Source organism: Curtobacterium sp. GD1 (assembly GCF_020882855.1).
Classification (GTDB): Bacteria; Actinomycetota; Actinomycetes; order Actinomycetales; family Microbacteriaceae; genus Curtobacterium.
In genome coordinates this window covers 65,494-83,745 of sequence record NZ_JAFEVQ010000017.1, presented here as the reverse complement: position 1 = coordinate 83,745, position 18,252 = coordinate 65,494, and the positions used below count along the sequence as shown (strand labels likewise).

General features: G+C 72.8%; 12 protein-coding genes. 8 read left to right on the top strand and 4 right to left on the bottom strand.

Going from position 1 to position 18,252, the window contains the following annotated elements; translation table 11 throughout:
- Positions 1-58: 58 nt before the first annotated feature.
- Positions 59-1,357, bottom strand: a complete 1,299-nt coding sequence (locus JSX79_RS18690; protein ID WP_229086272.1) for a glycosyltransferase — start codon at positions 1,355-1,357, stop codon at positions 59-61.
- A 136-nt stretch (positions 1,358-1,493) separates the two neighbouring features.
- Here JSX79_RS18690 and JSX79_RS18685 point away from each other — a divergent pair, with 136 nt between their 5' ends.
- Positions 1,494-3,983, top strand: a complete 2,490-nt coding sequence (locus tag JSX79_RS18685) for a glycosyltransferase (RefSeq protein ID WP_071303791.1) — start codon at positions 1,494-1,496, stop codon at positions 3,981-3,983.
- Positions 3,980-4,729 carry a polyprenol monophosphomannose synthase gene (locus JSX79_RS11190; protein ID WP_229086270.1) on the top strand — a complete coding sequence of 250 codons (750 nt, stop codon included), beginning with the start codon at positions 3,980-3,982 and terminating at the stop codon, positions 4,727-4,729. The genes JSX79_RS18685 and JSX79_RS11190 overlap by 4 nt, the downstream gene beginning before the upstream one ends.
- Positions 4,730-4,801: 72 nt before the next feature.
- On the opposite strand, the gene JSX79_RS11185 is transcribed toward JSX79_RS11190, so the two are convergent.
- Together JSX79_RS11185 and JSX79_RS11180 are read right to left on the bottom strand one after the other, a co-directional pair.
- Entirely contained in the window at positions 4,802-6,670 is a 1,869-nt protein-coding gene (locus JSX79_RS11185; protein ID WP_229086269.1) for a hypothetical protein, read from the bottom strand.
- A gap of 112 nt (positions 6,671-6,782) precedes the next feature.
- Complete coding sequence (locus JSX79_RS11180) at positions 6,783-8,069, bottom strand: exopolysaccharide production protein (RefSeq protein ID WP_229086266.1); 1,287 nt, start codon at positions 8,067-8,069, stop codon at positions 6,783-6,785.
- Positions 8,070-8,255: 186 nt separating this feature from the next.
- On the opposite strand from JSX79_RS11180, the gene JSX79_RS11175 reads away from it, so the two are divergent.
- The gene (locus JSX79_RS11175; protein WP_229086265.1) at positions 8,256-9,647 is read left to right on the top strand and encodes a hypothetical protein; all 1,392 of its coding nucleotides are present in this window, start codon (positions 8,256-8,258) and stop codon (positions 9,645-9,647) included.
- A gap of 37 nt (positions 9,648-9,684) precedes the next feature.
- Here JSX79_RS11175 and JSX79_RS18680 read toward each other — a convergent pair whose 3' ends face one another.
- On the bottom strand, positions 9,685-11,064 hold the full coding sequence (locus tag JSX79_RS18680) for an O-antigen ligase (protein ID WP_229086263.1): 1,380 nt from the start codon (positions 11,062-11,064) through the stop codon (positions 9,685-9,687).
- A gap of 51 nt (positions 11,065-11,115) precedes the next feature.
- Here JSX79_RS18680 and manA point away from each other — a divergent pair, with 51 nt between their 5' ends.
- From manA to JSX79_RS11145, 5 genes are all read left to right on the top strand, one after another.
- Positions 11,116-12,324 carry a mannose-6-phosphate isomerase, class I gene (manA, locus tag JSX79_RS11165; protein ID WP_229086261.1) on the top strand — a complete coding sequence of 403 codons (1,209 nt, stop codon included), beginning with the start codon at positions 11,116-11,118 and terminating at the stop codon, positions 12,322-12,324.
- A 53-nt stretch (positions 12,325-12,377) separates the two neighbouring features.
- Positions 12,378-13,340: a UDP-glucose 4-epimerase GalE gene (gene galE, locus JSX79_RS11160; RefSeq protein ID WP_070418491.1), complete on the top strand. Its 963-nt coding sequence runs from the start codon at positions 12,378-12,380 to the stop codon at positions 13,338-13,340.
- A 202-nt stretch (positions 13,341-13,542) separates the two neighbouring features.
- Positions 13,543-13,875, top strand: coding sequence for a WhiB family transcriptional regulator (locus tag JSX79_RS18510; RefSeq protein ID WP_083295294.1), 333 nt, complete (start codon positions 13,543-13,545; stop codon positions 13,873-13,875).
- Between the two features lie 133 nt (positions 13,876-14,008).
- Positions 14,009-16,846 carry a glycosyltransferase family 2 protein gene (locus JSX79_RS11150; protein ID WP_229086260.1) on the top strand — a complete coding sequence of 946 codons (2,838 nt, stop codon included), beginning with the start codon at positions 14,009-14,011 and terminating at the stop codon, positions 16,844-16,846.
- The gene (locus JSX79_RS11145) at positions 16,843-18,246 is read left to right on the top strand and encodes a DUF5719 family protein (protein WP_070418492.1); all 1,404 of its coding nucleotides are present in this window, start codon (positions 16,843-16,845) and stop codon (positions 18,244-18,246) included. Before JSX79_RS11150 ends, JSX79_RS11145 begins: the two co-directional genes overlap by 4 nt.
- Positions 18,247-18,252 lie beyond the last annotated feature (6 nt).

Below are 18,252 nucleotides of genomic sequence, written 5' to 3'. Positions count from 1 at the left end.
CGAGACGGGAGGCGCCCCACCAGCCGGTGGGGCGCCTCCCGTCTCGTCCGTGTTCGCCTCAGCCGCGTCCGGTGCCGCGGCGCACGGCGCGCGCCAGACCGCCGAAGCGGTGCAGCAGGCGGTACTCGGCCGACCGGGTGAGCTCGTCGTACCGCAGGGCGATCGTGTCGCGCTCCTCCTCCGCACGCCGACGCGCGGCGTCGAACGACGCCACCGCCTGCTCGGCCACGACGAGCCGCTCGTTGATGTCGCGGACGCCCTGCAGGTGCACGTCGCGCTCGAGCTCGGCGACCCGCAGGACCTCGCGCTCGTTCGTCGCCCAGCGGAGGAACGGGGACCGGCTGCCGGTCCGGGACCGCGCGTGCTCGATCGCCGCCTCGAGGACCGGGCGCACCTGCTCCGCACGCGCCGCGAAGGAGTGTCGCTCGACCACGACCGCGCGCAGCCGCTCGACCAGCGCCGTCCGCTCGTCCGCGGGCATCGCGAGCGCCCGCTCGAGGGACGCGGCGTCGTCGAACACGGGGACCTCGCCGAGCCCGAGCTCGTCGAGTCCGAGCGCGCAGTCCGTCACGGGGAGCGCCCCGGACGCGAGCGACTCGTAGAGGCGGGAGTTCAACGTGCCGTACTCGGCGGCCGGCGCGATGACGTCGTCGACGACGAAGGCCGCCGACCGGTAGACCTCGGGGAGCGCGAAGTAGGGGACCATCGGCCGCAGCTCCACGCCGGGGGACGGGTCGACGTGCTCGGCGTTCGCGGCGAACCAGACGATCGGCTCGGCCGGACGGACGTCGTCGAGGACGTCCTGCACGTGGCGGCGGACGCCCCAGAAGTTCACGGTCGCCACCGCACGGTCGCTCCGCGGGGTAGCAGGGTCGGTCGTGAAGAGCTCGAGGTCGACGCCGATCGGCACGACCTCGACCGGGCCGTCGTAGTGCGCGGCGACGGCGTCGCGCGCGGTCCTCGACGACGTCCAGATCGCCTCGAACTCGTCGAGGTACGGCAGGGCCGCCCACTTCGCCGTCCAGTTGCGCACCCACGCCACGAGGGCGGTGGACGGCGGCACCCGGCCCGGCACGAAGGACTCGATCATCACGACCACGACGGCCGTGTCGTCCGGGACCGGGTCGGCCCAGCGGGTGATCGGCCACATCGCGACCCCCCACCCGGCGTCCCGCAGCGCCCGGGCCAGCCCCAGCGCGACGTAGAGGTCGCCCTTGCCCTCGGCCGGGTCGTCCGTCGACACCGCGAACCGGACGGTCCCGCGCGGCCCCTCGGCGTGGTCGCCCGCGGCGATCGCGGCGTAGTCCGCGGCGAGGGGGGAAGACGTGGGAGCGGTCGGGATGCTGGTCGCGGTCACCGAGCCATTCTGCACGAATCGGCGCTGATCTCAGGGGAGCGCGGGCGCGCGCCTTGTAGGGTGTCATCGGCCGTCGGCACCCCGCGGCCGACCCGTCGACCCGCGCCAGGTGCGCGGCAGCTGCTGGAGGAACCGCGTGACAGAGCGCAAGCCGGGAGTCGTGTCCGTCATCCTCGTGAACTACAAGGGCACGGACGACACCCTGACGAGCATCGCGGAGCTCCGCAAGCAGGACTGGCCGCAGGACCGGCTCGAGGTCATCGTCGTCGAGAACGGTTCCGGTCCCGAGCACCTCGGTCGGCTGAAGGCGTCGGAGCTCGACTTCACGCTCGTCGACGCCGGTGCGAACCTCGGCTTCACGGGCGGCTGCAACCTCGGCGTCGAGAAGTCCTCCGGCGAGATCGTGGCGTTCCTCAACAACGACGCCCGACCCGACACCGGCTGGGTGCGCGAGGCCATGGCGACGTTCGCCTCCGGCGCGGACATCGGCGCCGTGGCGTCGAAGGTCCTCGACTGGGAAGGCGTCAACGTCGACTTCACCGAGGCCGCGATGACCTGGTACGGCATGGGCTACAAGCCGTTCGCGGGCTCGCCGGACACCGGGCGCTGGGAGTCCGAGACCGACGTGCTGTTCGGCACCGGCGCGGCGATGTTCATCCGTGCGGAGCTCTTCGAGCAGCTCGACGGCTTCGACGACCGCTACTTCATGTTCTACGAGGACGTCGACCTCGGCTGGCGGCTCAACCTGCTCGGCTGGCGCTTCCGGTACCAGCCGAAGTCCGTCGCGTTCCACAAGCACCACGCGTCGATGAACAAGTTCGGCGACTTCCGCGAGACCTACCTGCTCGAGCGGAACGCCCTCTTCACGCTCTACAAGAACCTCGGTGACGAGCAGCTCGCAGCGGCCCTCCCCGGCTCGCTCGCGCTCGTCGTCCGTCGCGCCGTCGGTCGTGGCGAACTCGACTCGACCGAGCTCGACCTCCGCAACCCCGGCGACGACAGCGTCCCGACGATCCCCGTGCCGAAGACGGCGATGGCCGGCATCTACGGCGTCGACCAGTTCGTCGAGCAGCTGCCGTCGATGACCGAGTCGCGTCGGCAGATCCAGGCGACCCGCGTGCGCAGCGACCGCGAGCTCCTGCGCCTCTTCGGCAACCGCGACGAGCCCGCGTACCCGATCGAGAACTACCTGGCCGGTTACGACAAGATCGTGCACTCCCTCGGCGTGCTCGAGGTCGGCACCCGGCGTCGGATCCTCATCATCACGGGCGACTCCATCGGCGAGAAGATGGCCGGTCCGGCGATCCGTGCGACCCAGATGGCGAAGCAGCTCGCCGGCGAGCACGACGTCCGGGTCATCAGCCTCACGCGCTCGTCGCAGATCGACCCCTCGTACGAGGTCGTCACGGTGCCGCACCGCCACCCGCGCCAGATGGTCGAGCACGAGGCCTGGGCCGACGTCATCATCGTGCAGGGCCACGCCCTCCGCCTGTTCCCGGTGCTCGAGTCGACGAGCAAGATCCTCGTCGTCGACGTCTACGACCCGCTGCACCTCGAGCAGCTCGAGCAGGGCCGCAGCGACGACGTCGACCAGTGGAACCGGCAGATCCTCGACGCGTCGGACACCCTGAACCACCAGCTCGAACTCGGCGACTACTTCATCTGCGCCTCCGAGCGGCAGCGCATGTTCTGGCTCGGCCAGCTCGCCGGCTCGGGCCGTGTGAACGCCCGGACGTACTCGCGCGACCCCGACCTCCGCTCGCTGATCGGCGTCGTGCCGTTCGGCCTGTCGTCGACGCCGCCGGTGCACGACCAGCAGCGGGTCAAGGGCGTCGTCCCCGGCATCGGGAAGAACGACAAGCTCGTCGTCTGGGGCGGCGGCATCTACGACTGGTTCGACCCGATCACGCTCGTCCGCGCCATCGGCCGGCTCGCCGCGAAGAAGCCGAGCGTCAAGCTCTTCTTCATGGGTGTGCAGCACCCGAACCCGGACGTGCCCGAGATGGACATCGTCGCCAAGGTGCGCGCCGAGGCCGATGCGCTCGGGCTGACCGGCAAGAACGTGTTCTTCAACGACGCGTGGATCCCGTACGAGGAACGCGGCGCCTACCTGCTCGAGGCCGACGCCGGCGTCTCGACGCACTACGAGCACCTCGAGACCACGTTCTCGTTCCGCACCCGCATCCTCGACTACCTGTGGGCACGCCTGCCGATCGTCACGACCGCCGGTGACTCCTTCGGTGACCTCGTCGCCGAAGAGAAACTCGGCATCGCCGTGCACGAGCAGGACATCGACGGCCTGGCCGCAGCGCTCGAGACGGCGCTCTTCGACAAGAAGGCCCGTGCCGAGTTCATCGGCAACGTCGACCGCGTGCGCGAGCAGTTCACGTGGGAGAACGTCCTCGCCCCGCTCGTCGAGTTCTGCCGGAACCCGATCCGCGCGGCCGACAAGAGCGTCCGCGACACCTCGTCGACGATCCAGCCGCACGCCATGCGCGTGCGCGTCCCGGACCGCAAGAAGCTCTACGGCGTCCGTCACGACCTCGGTCGCGCCGTGCACTACTTCCGGACCGAGGGCCCGCGGAGCGTCGCGGGCAAGATCAAGCGTCGGCTGCAGAACCGGTGACCGCGGGCGCCACGGCGCTCGTCATCGTCCCGACCTACAACGAGGCCGAGAACGTCCGCACGATCGCCGCAGCCGTCCTGGGCGCGCTGCCGGACGCACACCTGCTCGTCGTCGACGACGCCAGCCCCGACGGCACGGGTGACCTCGTGCGGCAGCTCGCCGCCGAGGACGACCGGGTGCACCTGCTCGAACGCTCCGGCAAGCTCGGCCTCGGGACGGCCTACGTCGCCGGTTTCCGGTGGGGGCTCGAGCGCGGGTACCCGCTGCTCGTCGAGATGGACGCGGACGGCTCGCACCCGGCCGACCGGCTCCCGGCGCTCGTGGCCGCGGTCGACGGCGTGGACGACGTCCTGCTCGCGATCGGGTCGCGGTGGGTCCCCGGGGGATCGGTGGTCGACTGGCCGCTCCACCGCGAGGTCCTCAGCCGCGGCGCGAACACCTACGCCCGGTTCGTGCTCGGCATCGGCGTGCGGGACGTCACCGCGGGCTTCCGGGTCTACCGCGCCGACGCGATCGCCCGGATGAACCTCGACTCGATCGACTCGAAGGGGTACTGCTTCCAGGTCGACATGACGTTGCGGGTGGACGACCTCGGCGGCCGCATCGTCGAGGTCCCGATCCGGTTCCGCGACCGCGTGCACGGCGTCTCGAAGATGAGTCGGTCGATCGTGCTCGAGGCCATGCTCCGCACCACCCAGTGGGGCCTGCAGCGGCGCTTCGGTCGCCGACGCGGCGCACGTCGCTGACGCGACCCCTGGACGGACGGGAGGCGCGGTGCCAGCTGGCACCGCGCCTCCCGTCCGTGAAGGGGATGCGTCTCAGACGCAGCTCACGTTGTAGTCCTGGTTCCCCACGACGTACTGGGCCATCCGCACCTGGCTGCCCGCGGTGAGGCCGCCGGCCGAGCACGCCTTCTGCGCCGCCGCGACGCCGTCGTTGCCCACCGCGATCCAGCTCGGCAGCCCGCGGAGTGTCGAGGTCGACGGGACGGTCCCCACGATCTGCCCGAACTGGTACCCCGTCGAGTAGATGCCGATCGTCGAGACGCCCGCGGCCTTGAGCGCGGCGACCATGCCCTCGATGTCGGCGCGGTTCTGCGTCTGGTAGTCCTTCGCGTCGGAGGCCCCGAGCCACGAGAGGCCCGTCTCGACGTCGATCCACCAGCGGTACGACGAGGGGTTCGGGACGCCGCGGGTGTTCGCGGCCTCGTACGCACGGGTGTAGCCGTACATGTACGAGCAGGCGCTGGTGTACGCCTTCGCCGTGCACGTGCCGTACGGGTTCGACACGGTCGTGCCCGACGGGTCCCGGTTGGACGCCGGCCAGACCGAGGCGGCCTTGCCGGGGTTCGCGGCGAGGGCGTAGAGCTGCGCCTTCGGCTGCGACGTGCCGCCGGCCGACCCCGCGGCCCACGCGAGCTGCGGGGTCAGGTACTGGTTGTCCTGGTTCGGCAGCGAGCCGTTCACGCCGACGACGCCGAACGCCTGGTTCGACGGGTAGTTCGACGAGGACCCGCCCTGCGGCCACGAGACGTCGGCCCCGAAGCCCGAGCCGCTCGACCCGTCGAGGAAGTACCCCGCGACGTCGAGGTGCAGCTGTGCGGAGCCCTTCGACACCTTCGCCTGCACCCGGCGGTCGACGCTCGACCCGGTGACCTTCGCGACGACGAGGTTCGCGACCGAGGTGCCGGCGTCGAACACCTGCGTCGCGACCTGGGGGTCCTGGCCCGCGGGCGTGACGCGGAGGTACGCGGCCGCGGTGGGCTTCGTCGTCTCGGCGTTCGCGACGACGGCCGTGGCGGTCCCGGGGACGCCGGCGACGCCGGACAGTCGGATGGTCCCCGCGGTGGCGGACACCGAGCCGGCGAACGCACGGGTGGTGTCGATCGGGACGAACACCGAACCGGTGGACGAGTTCGAGTAGTACCCGGCGACGTCCATGTAGACCGTGCCCGAGCCCTTCGAGAGCCTGACCTGCGCGGCACCGTCGTCGGAGAGCTTCACGATCGCGAGGTTCGACAGCGCCTGACCAGCCGAGTAGAGCTGCGTCACGACGGAGGGGTCCTGCCCGGCCGTGGTGACGCGGACGTACCCGGCGACCGTCGGGTTGCTGACCTGCACGTTCACGGCGACGGCGGTCGCATCGGCCGGGATCCCGGCGCGGCCGGCGAGGGGCACCTGCGTCGGCGTGGTGCCCACCGTGGCGCCGAACACCCGCGCGGCGTCGAGCGGGGTGTAGGTGGCACCGGAGCCGTCGGCGTAGTACCCGGCGACGTCGAAGTACCCGCTCGCCGTGCCCTTCGAGAGCTTCGCCTGGATCGAGCCGTTCACGAGGCGCACGGTGACGAGGTTCGCGATCGTCTGCCCGGCGGTGAAGTCCTGCGTCGCGACGGTGGCGTCCTTGCCCGCGGGGGTGACGCGGACGTAGCCGGCCGCGGTGGGCTTGGCGACCTCGACGTTGACGACGACGGCCGTGGCGTTCGCGGGGACCCCCGCGTTCCCGGCGATCTTCACCACCTTCGGCGACGTCGTCAGGGCGCCCGACCAGACGCGGGTCGTGTCGATCGGCGTGTACCGGCCGGTCGTCGGCGCCGCGGCCTGAGCGGTCGAGACCGGTGCCACGACGGCGACGGCGGTGGCGACGAGCGCGGTGGTCAGGGTGAGTGCGAGGCGACGGTGCAGGCGCATGTGGTTGTTCCCCAGGTTCGTGGACCGCCCCCTGACGGTCTCCGGCAGTCTAGGTGCACGATGCAACGGACAGGGGATCGCGGAGCACACCTGTGCACTCCGACACAGTCGCTCAGCCGCGCGGCAGGTGCCGCCGCCACGACCGCCGCCGCGCGGCGATCACGAGCACGGCGACGAACACCATCAGCCCGGCCCCGTGCAGCAGGTAGCTCTCCGCCGCACTCGTGACGCCCAGCAGCACCAGCACCGCCGCCGGCCACACGTAGGCGACCCCCGGGAACGTCGTCGCCGTGACCCACGCCCGCGCGAACGCGAGCAGCGCCGTCACCGCGAGGATGATCGTGCCCGCGAGCCCGATCTGCAGCCACGCGTCGACGAACGCGTTGAGGCCGGACGTGAACCGCTGCCCGGCCGGGTCGATGAACGTCACGTAGGGCACCACGGCCTCGTGCGGCCACGTGCCGACCCAGCCCCAGCCCTGGATCGGGAACTGGCTCACGAACACGCGGATCTGCGCCCAGAGGTCCACCCGGGTCGCCGTGCCCCCGGCCGCCCCGATCTCGGCGAGGACCCGGTGCCGGGCGACGATGCCGAGGCCGATCATGAGCAGGACCACCCCGCCGAGCACGCCGTTCACCACCGGTCGCGTCGTCGGTCGGGCGTGCCGGAGCGACCACAGCGCGAGGGCGGTCACGGCCAGGGCGATCATCGCGAGCCCGGTGATGGGTGACTGCACGAGCATCAGGGCGATGACGGCGAGGGTGGTCGAGCCGATCGCACGCCACATCGTCACCGAGCGGGTGAGGAACTCCACCACGAACGTCACCAGCGCCATCGCGGCGATGAAGCCCATGAAGTTGCGGGTCCCGCCGATGCCCTGGATCGGGCCGCCGTACGCGATGTTGCCCTGGATGCCGAACGCCGGGATCGGGGTGTCGAGGACGAGGCCGGAGAGCACCTCGAGGCCGAGCGCGACCACCAGCAGGATCCGGAAGGCGTCGCCGGACGCCCGGATGACCTGCACCAGGTCGCGGCCGAGCGCGAGGTAGAGCCCGAGCCCGATGAAGCAGACGGTGCCGACCAGCCCCCGCAGCGCCACCCACGAGTACTCGCTCCAGAGGACGCTCAACGCGCAGTACCCGACGAACGCCAGGAGCGAGAGGGGGAGCACCCCGTGCCACTCGATCCGGTACCGCTGCCCGAGCAGGCTCAGGCCGGCGAGGATGAACAGCGTGACGAGCACGGCCCACACACCGGCACGACCGACGAGCGCGGTCACCGTCGGCTGCGCGAACGCGAAGAGCACGATCACGGTCGCGAGTGCCTGGCTGAACCGGCCGCCCGCGGAGAACCCGATCCACGCCGACAGGTACCGTCGCGCGAGCACGCGTCTGGTCACCCGGCCGTCCGTCACCTCACCATCTTGGCCCATCCGGCCTCGTCGGCAGGTGGACGCCCCGGCGTCGCGCCCTGCACCGAGCCGGCGGCGACCTCGATCGGCGTGCCGAGGACGCCCGCGACACGACGGGTGCACCCCCGCGCGGATATCCACGATCCGCGATGTCGGCGGTACGATCGCGGCACCATGGCGCGCGGGTGGCGGCTGTACGGCGCACCGACGGTCGCTGCGGTCGTCGGTGGGTCCGCCACGGCCGTGGCCTGGTGGCGGCTCGGCCCGGTGACCCGCGGGACGGTGTGGGCCGAGGACGGCGGGGTGTTCCTCCGCGAGCGGCTCGCACTCGGCCCCGGCGCCGTCCTGGAGCCGTACGCCGGGTACCGCCACCTCGTCCCGCGCGTCGTCGTCGACCTCGCCTGGCTCCTGCCCGTCGAGCGGTACGCGGTCGCGGTGTCGGGCCTGGCCTGCCTGGTCGTCGGGGTCGTCTGCGCGCTCGTGTTCCTGCTCTCCGGCGACGTCGTCCGGCCGTGGCCGCTCCGGGTCCTGCTCGCCGCGGTCCCCGTCGTCCTGCCGCTCGCTCCCGTCGAGATCAGCGGCACCGCGGCGAACCTGCACTGGTACGTGCTCGTCCTGGTGCCGTGGCTGTACACACACCGTCCCCGGACGTGGTGGGGAGCGGTGGCGCTCGCCGTGGTCACGGCCCTCGGCGTGCTCAGCGAGGTCCAGGCGACGCTGTTCCTCCCGCTCCTGCTGGTCGCCTGGCTCCCGCTGCGACGCACGGCGACCGGACGGGTGGACCTCCGCCCGCTGCCGGTCACCCTGGCGGCGGTGCTGGGCAGTGCGGTGCAGGTCGCGACGGCGCTCACGGATCCGCGAGCGTCCCGGCCGGGCGACCCGGGCGCCTCCGACGTGCTCGCCGGGTACCTGCTGCAGCCGCTCGGGGGCGCGTGGGACCGTCGGGTCGGTGTGGTGGCGGAGACGGTGCACGCGCACGGGTGGGGCGTGGTCGTCCTGCCGGCCGTGCTGCTGGTGGTCGTGCTCGTGACGGCCGTGGTGCTCGGCCGGGGGCGTGCGCGGTGGGTCGTGGTCGCCCTCGCCGGAGGCTCCCTCGTGGTGTGGTGGGCAGCGCTCGTGGCGAACGGGTCGGCGGTGCAGGACTGGGTGGCTCTCGGGCCGGCCGCGCTGGCGGCGGGGCCGCAGCGGTACGCGGCAGCGTCCGGGCTGCTGCTCGTGTCGGGAGCGGTGGTGGCGGCGTCCGTGGTCATCGAGGCGGTGGGAGTGCCAGGAGGCGCGGGTCGGCCCGGTGCGGGTCGATCCGGTCCGACAGTCGGCCGGTCGGCGGCCGCGGGCCGGCTGGTCGCGGTCGTGCTCGCGTGGTGCGTGGTCGCCGCGGTGGTCGTCGCCGCCGTCTGGAACGCCGCTCCGGGGACGACCCGGCGGAGCGCCGGCCCGGTCTGGTCCGCGCAGGTCCCCGCGGCCGCCGAGGCCTGTCGCGCCGACCCGACGCTGCCGTCCGTCGTGCTCCGGACCGCGCCGTGGCGGGCCGCGGTGCCGTGCGACCGCCTGGTCGAGCGGCCGTGACGACGGGACCGGTGTCGGGGGCCGGGACGGGCTCGGGTCAGCGGCGCGCGGGCGTCCGGAACTCGCGGCGGGCCGGGGGCGTGCGGGGACCGTCACCGGCGGACACGGGCTCCTCGCCGACGAGCACGATCCGGGTCTTGATCGCGATGAGGGCGAACAGGACCCAGTTGCCCTGGTAGAGCAGTCGTGACTCGGCGACCGACTGCACGAGCAGCGCCACGACGACGAGCAGCGGCAGGAGCGACACCGGGTCGAACGGACGGGGGGAGAGCGACGCGTCGTAGCCGATCCGGGTCGCCGAGGCCCACGACCGGCTGAGGGTCGTGACCACGTAGACCACGAAGATCGCCAGCCCGATGACACCGGTCTGCATCCACACGTCGAGGTAGGCGTCGTGCGCCTGCAGGTAGGTCACGCCCTTGCGGTGCGCGAGGTCCGCGAGGGTCGGGATGCCCGGCCACCAGTAGCCGATCCACCCCCAGCCGACGACGGTGTGCTCCTGGATGAGCCCGATGACCCGCTCCCAGATCACGCCGCGGCCGGTCGCGTCCGAACCCTTGCCGAGCAGCTCGGACACCTGGCCGCGGGCGAGGAACCCGAGCACGGCGACGACCACGGCCCCGACGGCGACGGCGAGGTAGCGCGGCGTCCGTCGTTCGGTCGGGACCCGGCGGATCCAGAGCGCGACGGCGAGCGCGACGAGGACGACGAGCCCGGCGGCCAGCACGGTCGAGGAGCGGGTGAGCGCGAGGACGACGAGGGCCACGACGGTCCAGCCGATCGCGCGGTTGCGCCGGAGCCGCCCCTCGGCGTACTGGACGGCGACGGCGATCACGGCGAGGAGCGCGACCATCGCGAGCAGGTTCGCGTTGCCGGGGAGGCCCTGGATGCGCCCGCCGGTGAGGAGCTCGGCGCGTGAGAAGTAGAAGGCGTCCGGGATCTTCCGGTCGCCGTAGTCGGTCCACGCCGGTGCGATCGGGTGCCGGAGGACGACCGCGACGAAGGCCTCGAAGAGCAGCGACCCCATCAGGACCCAGCGCAGGGCGAGGCTCAGCGCGTCGGTGATCCGCCGCCACGTGAGGGTCGAGGCGATCGCGAAGGCCGCGCCCGCGCAGATCACCTGGACCGTGAGGCTCGAGACCGTCGCGAACCGCCAGTGCGACCACACGACGGACACCAGGCACCAGGCGAGGAAGAGCCAGAGCGCACGCGGTGTCCGGGTGAGCGGCGGGCGGGCCCGGACGATGATCGTCGTGGCCCAGACCCCGGCGGCCGCCCAGAGCAGTCCCGCCCCGACCCACGTGAGCGTGTTCGGCACGGCGTCGCCGGCGAAGAGCACGAACAGGATCGTCGCGCCGAATGCGAACGCCTCGCGCTCGGGCACGGATCCGCGCGCCAACGGCCAGGTGTTCGTCACGACGCCAGGGTACCCGGGGAGCGCACGTCGACCGCCGATAGGCTCGTGCGCATGTTCCTCGGCATCACGAACACGCCCCGCGACTACGCCTGGGGATCCGTCACGGCCATCCCCGAGCTCCTCGGCCGGACCGTCACCGGCGCACCGCAGGCCGAACTCTGGCTCGGTGCGCACCCGGGCAGCCCGAGCGTCGTCGTGAACCCGGCGATGGTCGGCGGCGCGGACACGCTGCTCGACTGGATCACCGCGGAGCCCCGGGACGCCCTCGGACCGGACCGCACGGGGCTCCCGTTCCTGCTGAAGGTCCTCGCGGCCGCCGCCCCGCTCTCGCTGCAGGCCCACCCGACACCCGAGCAGGCGCGCGAGGGGTTCGAGCGCGAGGAAGCGGCGGGTGTCCCGATCGACGACCCGGCCCGCAACTACAAGGACCCGTTCCCGAAGCCCGAGCTCGTCGTGGCGCTCAGCGAACGCTTCGAGGCGCTGAGCGGCTTCCGCCCGGTGGCCGAGACGCTCGCCGACGTCGAGGCGCTCGACGCCGGGTCCGGTCGGCTCGGCCCCCTGGTCGTGCACCTGCAGCACGGGCTCGAGGACACGGTGCGGTGGCTCGAGACCGGCGACTCCTCGGCGCAGGCCGTCGTGCAGGCCGTGAGCGACCTCGCCGCTGCGCTCCCCGACGACGCCGTCACCCCGAACACCGCGACCGTGCGTGACCTCGGCACGAGCTACCCGGGCGACCCCGGCATCGTGGTGTCCCTGCTCATGCACCGCGTGACGCTCGCCGCGGGTGAGGCGATGTACCTGCCCGCCGGCAACATCCACGCCTACCTCGACGGGCTCGGCATCGAGCTCATGGCCCCCTCCGACAACGTCCTGCGTGGCGGGCTCACGCCGAAGCACGTCGACGTCCCGGAGCTGCTGCACGTCCTCGACTTCACCGCGTACCCGGCCCCCGTCCTGGCCCCCGAGCCGGTCGCCGCCGGCGTCGAGCGCTTCGCGCCGGACGGCGTCGGGTTCGCGCTGCTCCGCGTCACGGGGGACGGACGCCCGGTCGGCCTGGCCTCCGGCGGGGTCGCGCCGCTGCACGGCCCCTCGATCGCGATCTGCACGGCGGGTGCGGTGACGCTCGTCGGGGCGCAGTCCGCGACGCTGCTGCGCCAGGGGGAGTCCTGCTACATCACCCCCGACGAGGGCGACGTCACGGTCGAGGCCGACAACGGCAGCGGTCTGGCGTCGACGGTCTTCATCGCGACGGGTGCGTGAACCCGCAGCGCGTGGCGGTCTGACGCCGCGCCGGTTCCGCTAGCGTGGCCAGCATGAGTTGGCTGGTCACCGGCGGCGCCGGGTACATCGGGTCCCACGTCGTCCGAGCACTGCGTGCGGCGGGCATCGACACCGTCGCGTTCGACGACCTCTCGAGCGGCTTCCGGGCGTTCGTGCCCGAGGACGTGCCGTTCGTCGAGGGCACGATCCTCGACGGCGAGCTGGTGGCCCGGACGCTGCGCGAGCACGCCGTCACCGGTGTGGTGCACGTCGCGGGCTTCAAGTACGCGGGGGTGTCGGTCGAGCGACCGCTGCACACCTACGAGCAGAACGTCACCGGCATGGCGACGCTCCTCCGGGCGATGGCGGAGAACGGCGTCACCAAGGCGGTGTTCTCGTCGAGCGCCGCCGTCTACGGCACGCCGGACGTCGACACCGTGGTCGAGGACACCCCGAAGGCGCCGGAGTCGCCCTACGGCGAGTCGAAGCTCATCGGCGAGTGGCTGCTGCGCGACATGGAGGTCGCCGCGGGCTTCACCACGACGTCGCTGCGCTACTTCAACGTCGTCGGGTCGGGGGAGCCGGACCTGTACGACGCCAGCCCGCACAACCTCTTCCCGCTCGTCTTCGACGCCCTGCTCGCCGGTCGCACGCCGCGGATCAACGGCGACGACTACGCCACGCCCGACGGCACCTGCGTGCGGGACTACATCCACGTCGCCGACCTCGCGCACTCGCACGCGGTCGCCGCGCAGAAGCTCGAGGCGGGCCAGACCCTCGAGCGCGCGTACAACCTCGGCAGCGGCGACGGGGTCAGCGTCCGGCAGATCATGGACGCCATGGCGAAGGGCACCGGCATCGCGTTCGAGCCCGAGATCGCGCCGCGACGCGCCGGTGACCCCGCGCGGATCGTCGCGACGGGCGAAGCGGCTGCGCGTGACCTCGACTGGGCGATGCGCCACACGCTCGACGAGATGGTCACGAGCGCCTGGGAAGCCCGGCGCCGCATCGGCTGACGGGCCGTCGCGGCCGGCTGAGGGGGCGTCAGTTGTCCCCCGAAACCCCGACAGACCGGCCGCGACACGCCCGTACGGGGGACATGACACGCCGGAACCGTCAGTGCCTTCTATGATCCGCGACTTGACTCTCGCGAATGACACCGCTGTAATTACAGGCAACGACAGCGATCGTTGTGGTCCCGTTATCGAGACGTCAGGGGTGATCAGGGTGAACGGTTCCGACTTCCACGCCGGAGTACCGGAGGACTGGCACGTCGACCCCGTGTCGCTCGGCGTCCCGGGTGTCCGGCGTCCGGAGACCGACGACGAGGAGAACCCGCTCGCCTGGCAGGTGGACTCGCTCTGCGCGCAGACCGACCCCGAGGCGTTCTTCCCCGAGAAGGGCGGCTCGACGCGCGAGGCCAAGAAGATCTGCACCTCGTGCGAGGTCCGGGCGCAGTGCCTCGAGTACGCGCTCGAGAACGACGAGCGCTTCGGGATCTGGGGCGGCCTGTCCGAGCGCGAGCGCCGCAAGCTCCGCAAGCGGGCGTAGCCGCGCACCTGGCTGGTCCAGGAGGCACGGTGCGCGTCCGACGCGCACCGGTCGTTGATGGCTCCCACAGGTTCACGGCGCGCCGCCGTCCGCAGGCCGAGCCGCGCCTCCAGACCGTAGAGTGACGCCCGTCATGCAGCCCAGAGTCACCGCGATCCTCGTCGCCGCCAACGGGGCGGACCACCTCGACCGGACCCTGGACGCGCTCGCCGCCCAGACCCGTCACCCCGAGAACCTCGTCGTCGTCGACCTCGGGTCGACCGACGGTTCGACCACCGACCTGTCGTTCGGCGGCTCCGCCGAACTCCTGCGCCTGCCCGCCGGTCGCCCCTTCGGCGAGGCGGTCGCCCGCGGCGAACGCGAGGCCCCGCCCGCGGTCGCGGACGAACCCGTCGACGAGTGGCTCTGGCTGCTCGGCCACGACAACGCGCCGGCGCCCACCGCCCTCGCCGACCTCCTGTCCGCGGTCGAGATCGCGCCGAGCGTGGTCGTCGCGGGGCCGAAGCTCGTCGACGTCGACGACCCGTCGCGGCTCCGGGCGTTCGGCGAGAGCATGACCCGCTTCGGTCGGTCGATCGTCCTCGTGCAGGACGAGCTCGACCAGGGCCAGCACGACCGGAACACCGACGTGATGGCGGTCGCCGCCGGCGGGATGCTCGTCCGACGCTCGGTGTGGAACGAACTCGGCGGCTTCGACCCCGCCCTGCCGAACGTGGACGCCGCGCTCGACTTCTGCGTGCGCGTGCGCCTCGCCGGACACCGTGTCGCCGTCGTGCCCGAGGCCCGCGTGACGAGTGCCGGGCCCATCGAGGAGTTCGGGCGCAAGCGGGTCTCCGAGGGGCGGCGCGTCCGGATGCACCGGCAGGCGCAGCTGCACCGCCGGATGACCTACGCGTCCGCCGGGGTCCTCTGGATCCACTGGCTCACGCTCGTGCCGTTCGCGATCGGCCGCGCGATCGGGCACCTCGTCGCCAAGCACCCGGCCGCGGTCGGGGCCGAGCTCGCCGCGGCGTTCTCGGTCGCCTTCGGCGGCGGGACCGGACGCTCGCGCCGGGTCCTCGCACGCGGCAAGAAGCTCGGGTGGGCGGCGGTCGAGCCGCTCCGCGTCAGCTGGCGCCGGGTGCACGAGCGACGGACCACGTCGCGCGACGTCGAGCTCGCCCGGGTCGAGGACGCACCGATCGCCCGGGCGTCGTTCCTCGGCGACGGCGGCATCTGGGTCGTCCTCGCCGCGGCGGTCCTGAGCGTCGTGACCCTGTACCCGCTGCTCGGCTCGCCGGCGCTGACCGGTGGCGGGCTCCTGCCGCTGAGCACCGACGTCGCCCGGCTGTGGCAGAACGTCGGCTACGGCTGGCACTCGATCGGCACCGGGTTCACGGGGCCGAGCGACCCGTTCGCCGCGGTCGTCGCCGTGCTCGGCTCGATCACGTTCTGGTCGCCGTCGACCTCGGTCGTGCTCGTGATGCTCGTCGCGTTCCCGCTCGCCGCGCTCGGCGCCTGGTTCGCGGTGCGGAAGCTGACGACCCGCACCTGGGTGCCGGTGATCGGCGCGACGCTGTACACGATCGCCCCGACGCTCGTCGGTGCTGTCACGAGCGGGCACCTCGGCGCCGTGATCGCGCACGTCCTCCTGCCCTGGCTGTTCCTCGCCGTGCTCGAGGCGCACCGGTCGTGGGCCTGGGCCTCCGGCGCGTCCCTGCTCTTCGCCGTCATCGCGGCCTCGGCGCCGTCGCTGCTGCCGGTGCTGCTGCTCGGCTGGCTCGTGTCGCTCGCCGTCGGGTGGCGTCGTGCGCACCGTCGGGTGTTCATCCCGGTGCCGGCAGCCGTGCTCTTCCTGCCGCTCGTGCTCGCGCAGGTCGCCCGCGGCAACGTGCTCGCCGTCTTCGCGGACCCGGGCGTGCCCTCGGCCACCCGCGCACCCTCGGCCTTCCAGCTCGCCATCGGCCAGCCGGTGCCGGACTGGAGCGGCTGGCTGCCCACCACGTCCGGGCTCGCGCTCGCCGCCTGGCTCGTGCCGGTCCTCATGGCGGTGCTCGCGCTCCCGGTGGCCGTCGCCGCCATCGGCGCGATGCTCGGCCACCGCTGGGCCGTCGCGGGAGCCACGCTCCTCATCGCGCTGGCCGGCTTCGCCACCGCGTTCGCCGCCACCCACGTCACCGTCACCGGGGTCGGGTCCACGACCACGATCATCTGGCCGGGCAGCGGGCTGAGCGTGTACTGGTTCGGCATCGTCGCCGCCGCCTGCATCGGGATCGACGTGCTGCCGCGGATCGCCCCGGTCGCAGGACTCGTGACGACCGTGGTCGCCGCCGTCACCGTGGCACCGGCGTTCGGGGCGTTCTACCTCGGCAACGCGGTGATCCAGCCGACTTCCGGCCGGGTGCTCAGCGCCTACGTGAACGCCGAGGCGCAGGCCAACCCCGACGTCGGCACGCTCGTCGTCGACCCGCAGGACGACGGCTCGCTCGCGGTGTCGCTCGAACGCGGGCAGGGTTCGACGCTCGACGACCAGACCACCCTCGACTCGACGGCACTCACGCTCAGCCGGTCCGGTGCGCAGCTCGCGACCCTCGCCGGCAACCTGGCGAGCCGGAGCGGGTACGACCCCGAGCCCGCACTGCGGCAGCTCGGCGTGAGCTTCGTCCTGCTCGACGACGCCCCCGACGGTTCCTCCGCGCAGGCGGTCCACGACCGTGCAGCCGGGGCGATCGGCCAGAACGCGCTGTTCACGAGCATCGGTGAGACGACGAGCGGCCAGCTGTTCCACTACGAGGGCGACGTCGACCGCCCGTCCACCGGGTCGGCCGGGGCACAGGCGACGCACGTGCTCTACCTCGTGGTCCTCGGGGTCGTGTTCGGCGCCGCGGCACTGCTGGCGGTGCCCACCGCGCCCCGTCGACGCCGTGCCACCTCGAACGTCATCGAGGCCGAGGAACCCGCCACCACCTTCGACGAGGAGCGCGACGAATGAGCCGTACCCCCGCCTCCGTCCGCCGCTGGGTCGTCCGCGGCACGGCGACCGCGATCGCCGTCGTGGTCGCCGCCGGAGCCGTCACCGCGGCGCACGCCCTCGGCACCGACACCGACCCGGGTCGTCCCGCGGGCAAGACGGTGACCCCCGTCCCGGCCGACGCCGAGCGCGTCTGCGCCGGCAACGCGCTCCGGCTCTCCGACGACGCCGGCAACGACGCGACGAAGGCGAGCACCGTCGGCTCGGCCACCGTCGCCACCGCGACCACCGGGTCGAGCGTCGAGCGCTCCGGCCTCGACGACTCCGCGACCGGCGGGAGCAAGCCGCGCCTCCTGACCGCTCCGGCGGGGGACACCACCCCGCAGGTCGCCGGCAGCAGCTACCAGAGCGTCGCGAGCGGGGACGTCGTCGGCGTCGGTGCCGCGTCGTGCGACGACCCGAGCCAGTCCACCTGGCTGGTCGGCGGGTCCACCGAGACCGGCCGCACGAGCCTCGTCACGCTGTCGAACCCGACCGACGTGAACGCGACCGTCGACCTGTCGATCTACGACGGCTCGGGCACGGTCAGCGCCCCCGGCACGACCGGCATCGTCGTCGCGCCGAACACCCAGAAGGTCGTCCCGCTGTCCGGGTTCGTCTCCGACCAGGGCTCGACCGTCGTGCACGTCGAGTCCTCCGGCGGCCAGATCGTCGCCCACATGCAGGAGTCCATCGTCCGCACCCTCACCCCCGGTGGGTTCGACATCATCTCCGGCGGTGCGGCGCCCTCGACGTCGCAGATCATCCCGGGTGTGGTCCTCGACGGCGCCCAAGAGGCCCAGCGCGGCGACGACACGGCCGACGCCGCACCCATCGTCCGGCTGTTCGTGCCCGGCACGAAGGCGGCCCGCGTGACCCTCGGCATCACCACCGCCGACGGGGGCGGGTCCACCGTGAACGCCACCGCCGAGCCCGGTGTCGTCACCGACGTCACGCTCGACGACTTCCCGGACGGTCGCTACGCCTTCACCGTCACGTCGACCGAGCCGCTCGTCGCCGGCGCCCGCACCACCACGCCCACCTACGACGGACGCACCGACGTCGGGTGGTTCGCCTCCGCCGACCCGCTCGGCGAGTCCACCATCACGGCGGTGGCGCCCGGTGAGAACCAGCGCCTCACGCTCGTCAACCCGACGCGCTCCGACGCCGACGTCACGATCCGCTCCGGCGACGAGACGCAGGACGTGCAGGTCGTCGCCGGTGGTGTGCGCACCGTGGTCGTCCCGGTCGCGAAGCAGCTCGAGCTGCAGGGGACCGAGGGGCTCGTCGCCGGGGTGACGTACATGGGCGACGACGGCATCGCCGGGTTCCCGGTGCGGGCGGCGACCGAGGTCTCGACGCCGGTCCGGGTCTACCCCTGAGCCGTG

Excerpts from the sequence above, each read along its gene's own strand:
- JSX79_RS11150 (WP_229086260.1), top strand. The coding sequence starts at position 14,009 with ATGCAGCCCAGAGTCACCGCGATCCTCGTCGCCGCCAACGGGGCGGAC.
- galE (WP_070418491.1), top strand. The coding sequence starts at position 12,378 with ATGAGTTGGCTGGTCACCGGCGGCGCCGGGTACATCGGGTCCCACGTC.
- JSX79_RS11175 (WP_229086265.1), top strand. The coding sequence starts at position 8,256 with ATGGCGCGCGGGTGGCGGCTGTACGGCGCACCGACGGTCGCTGCGGTC.
- JSX79_RS11145 (WP_070418492.1), top strand. The coding sequence starts at position 16,843 with ATGAGCCGTACCCCCGCCTCCGTCCGCCGCTGGGTCGTCCGCGGCACG.
- manA (WP_229086261.1), top strand. The coding sequence starts at position 11,116 with ATGTTCCTCGGCATCACGAACACGCCCCGCGACTACGCCTGGGGATCC.
- JSX79_RS11185 (WP_229086269.1), bottom strand. The coding sequence starts at position 6,670 with ATGCGCCTGCACCGTCGCCTCGCACTCACCCTGACCACCGCGCTCGTC.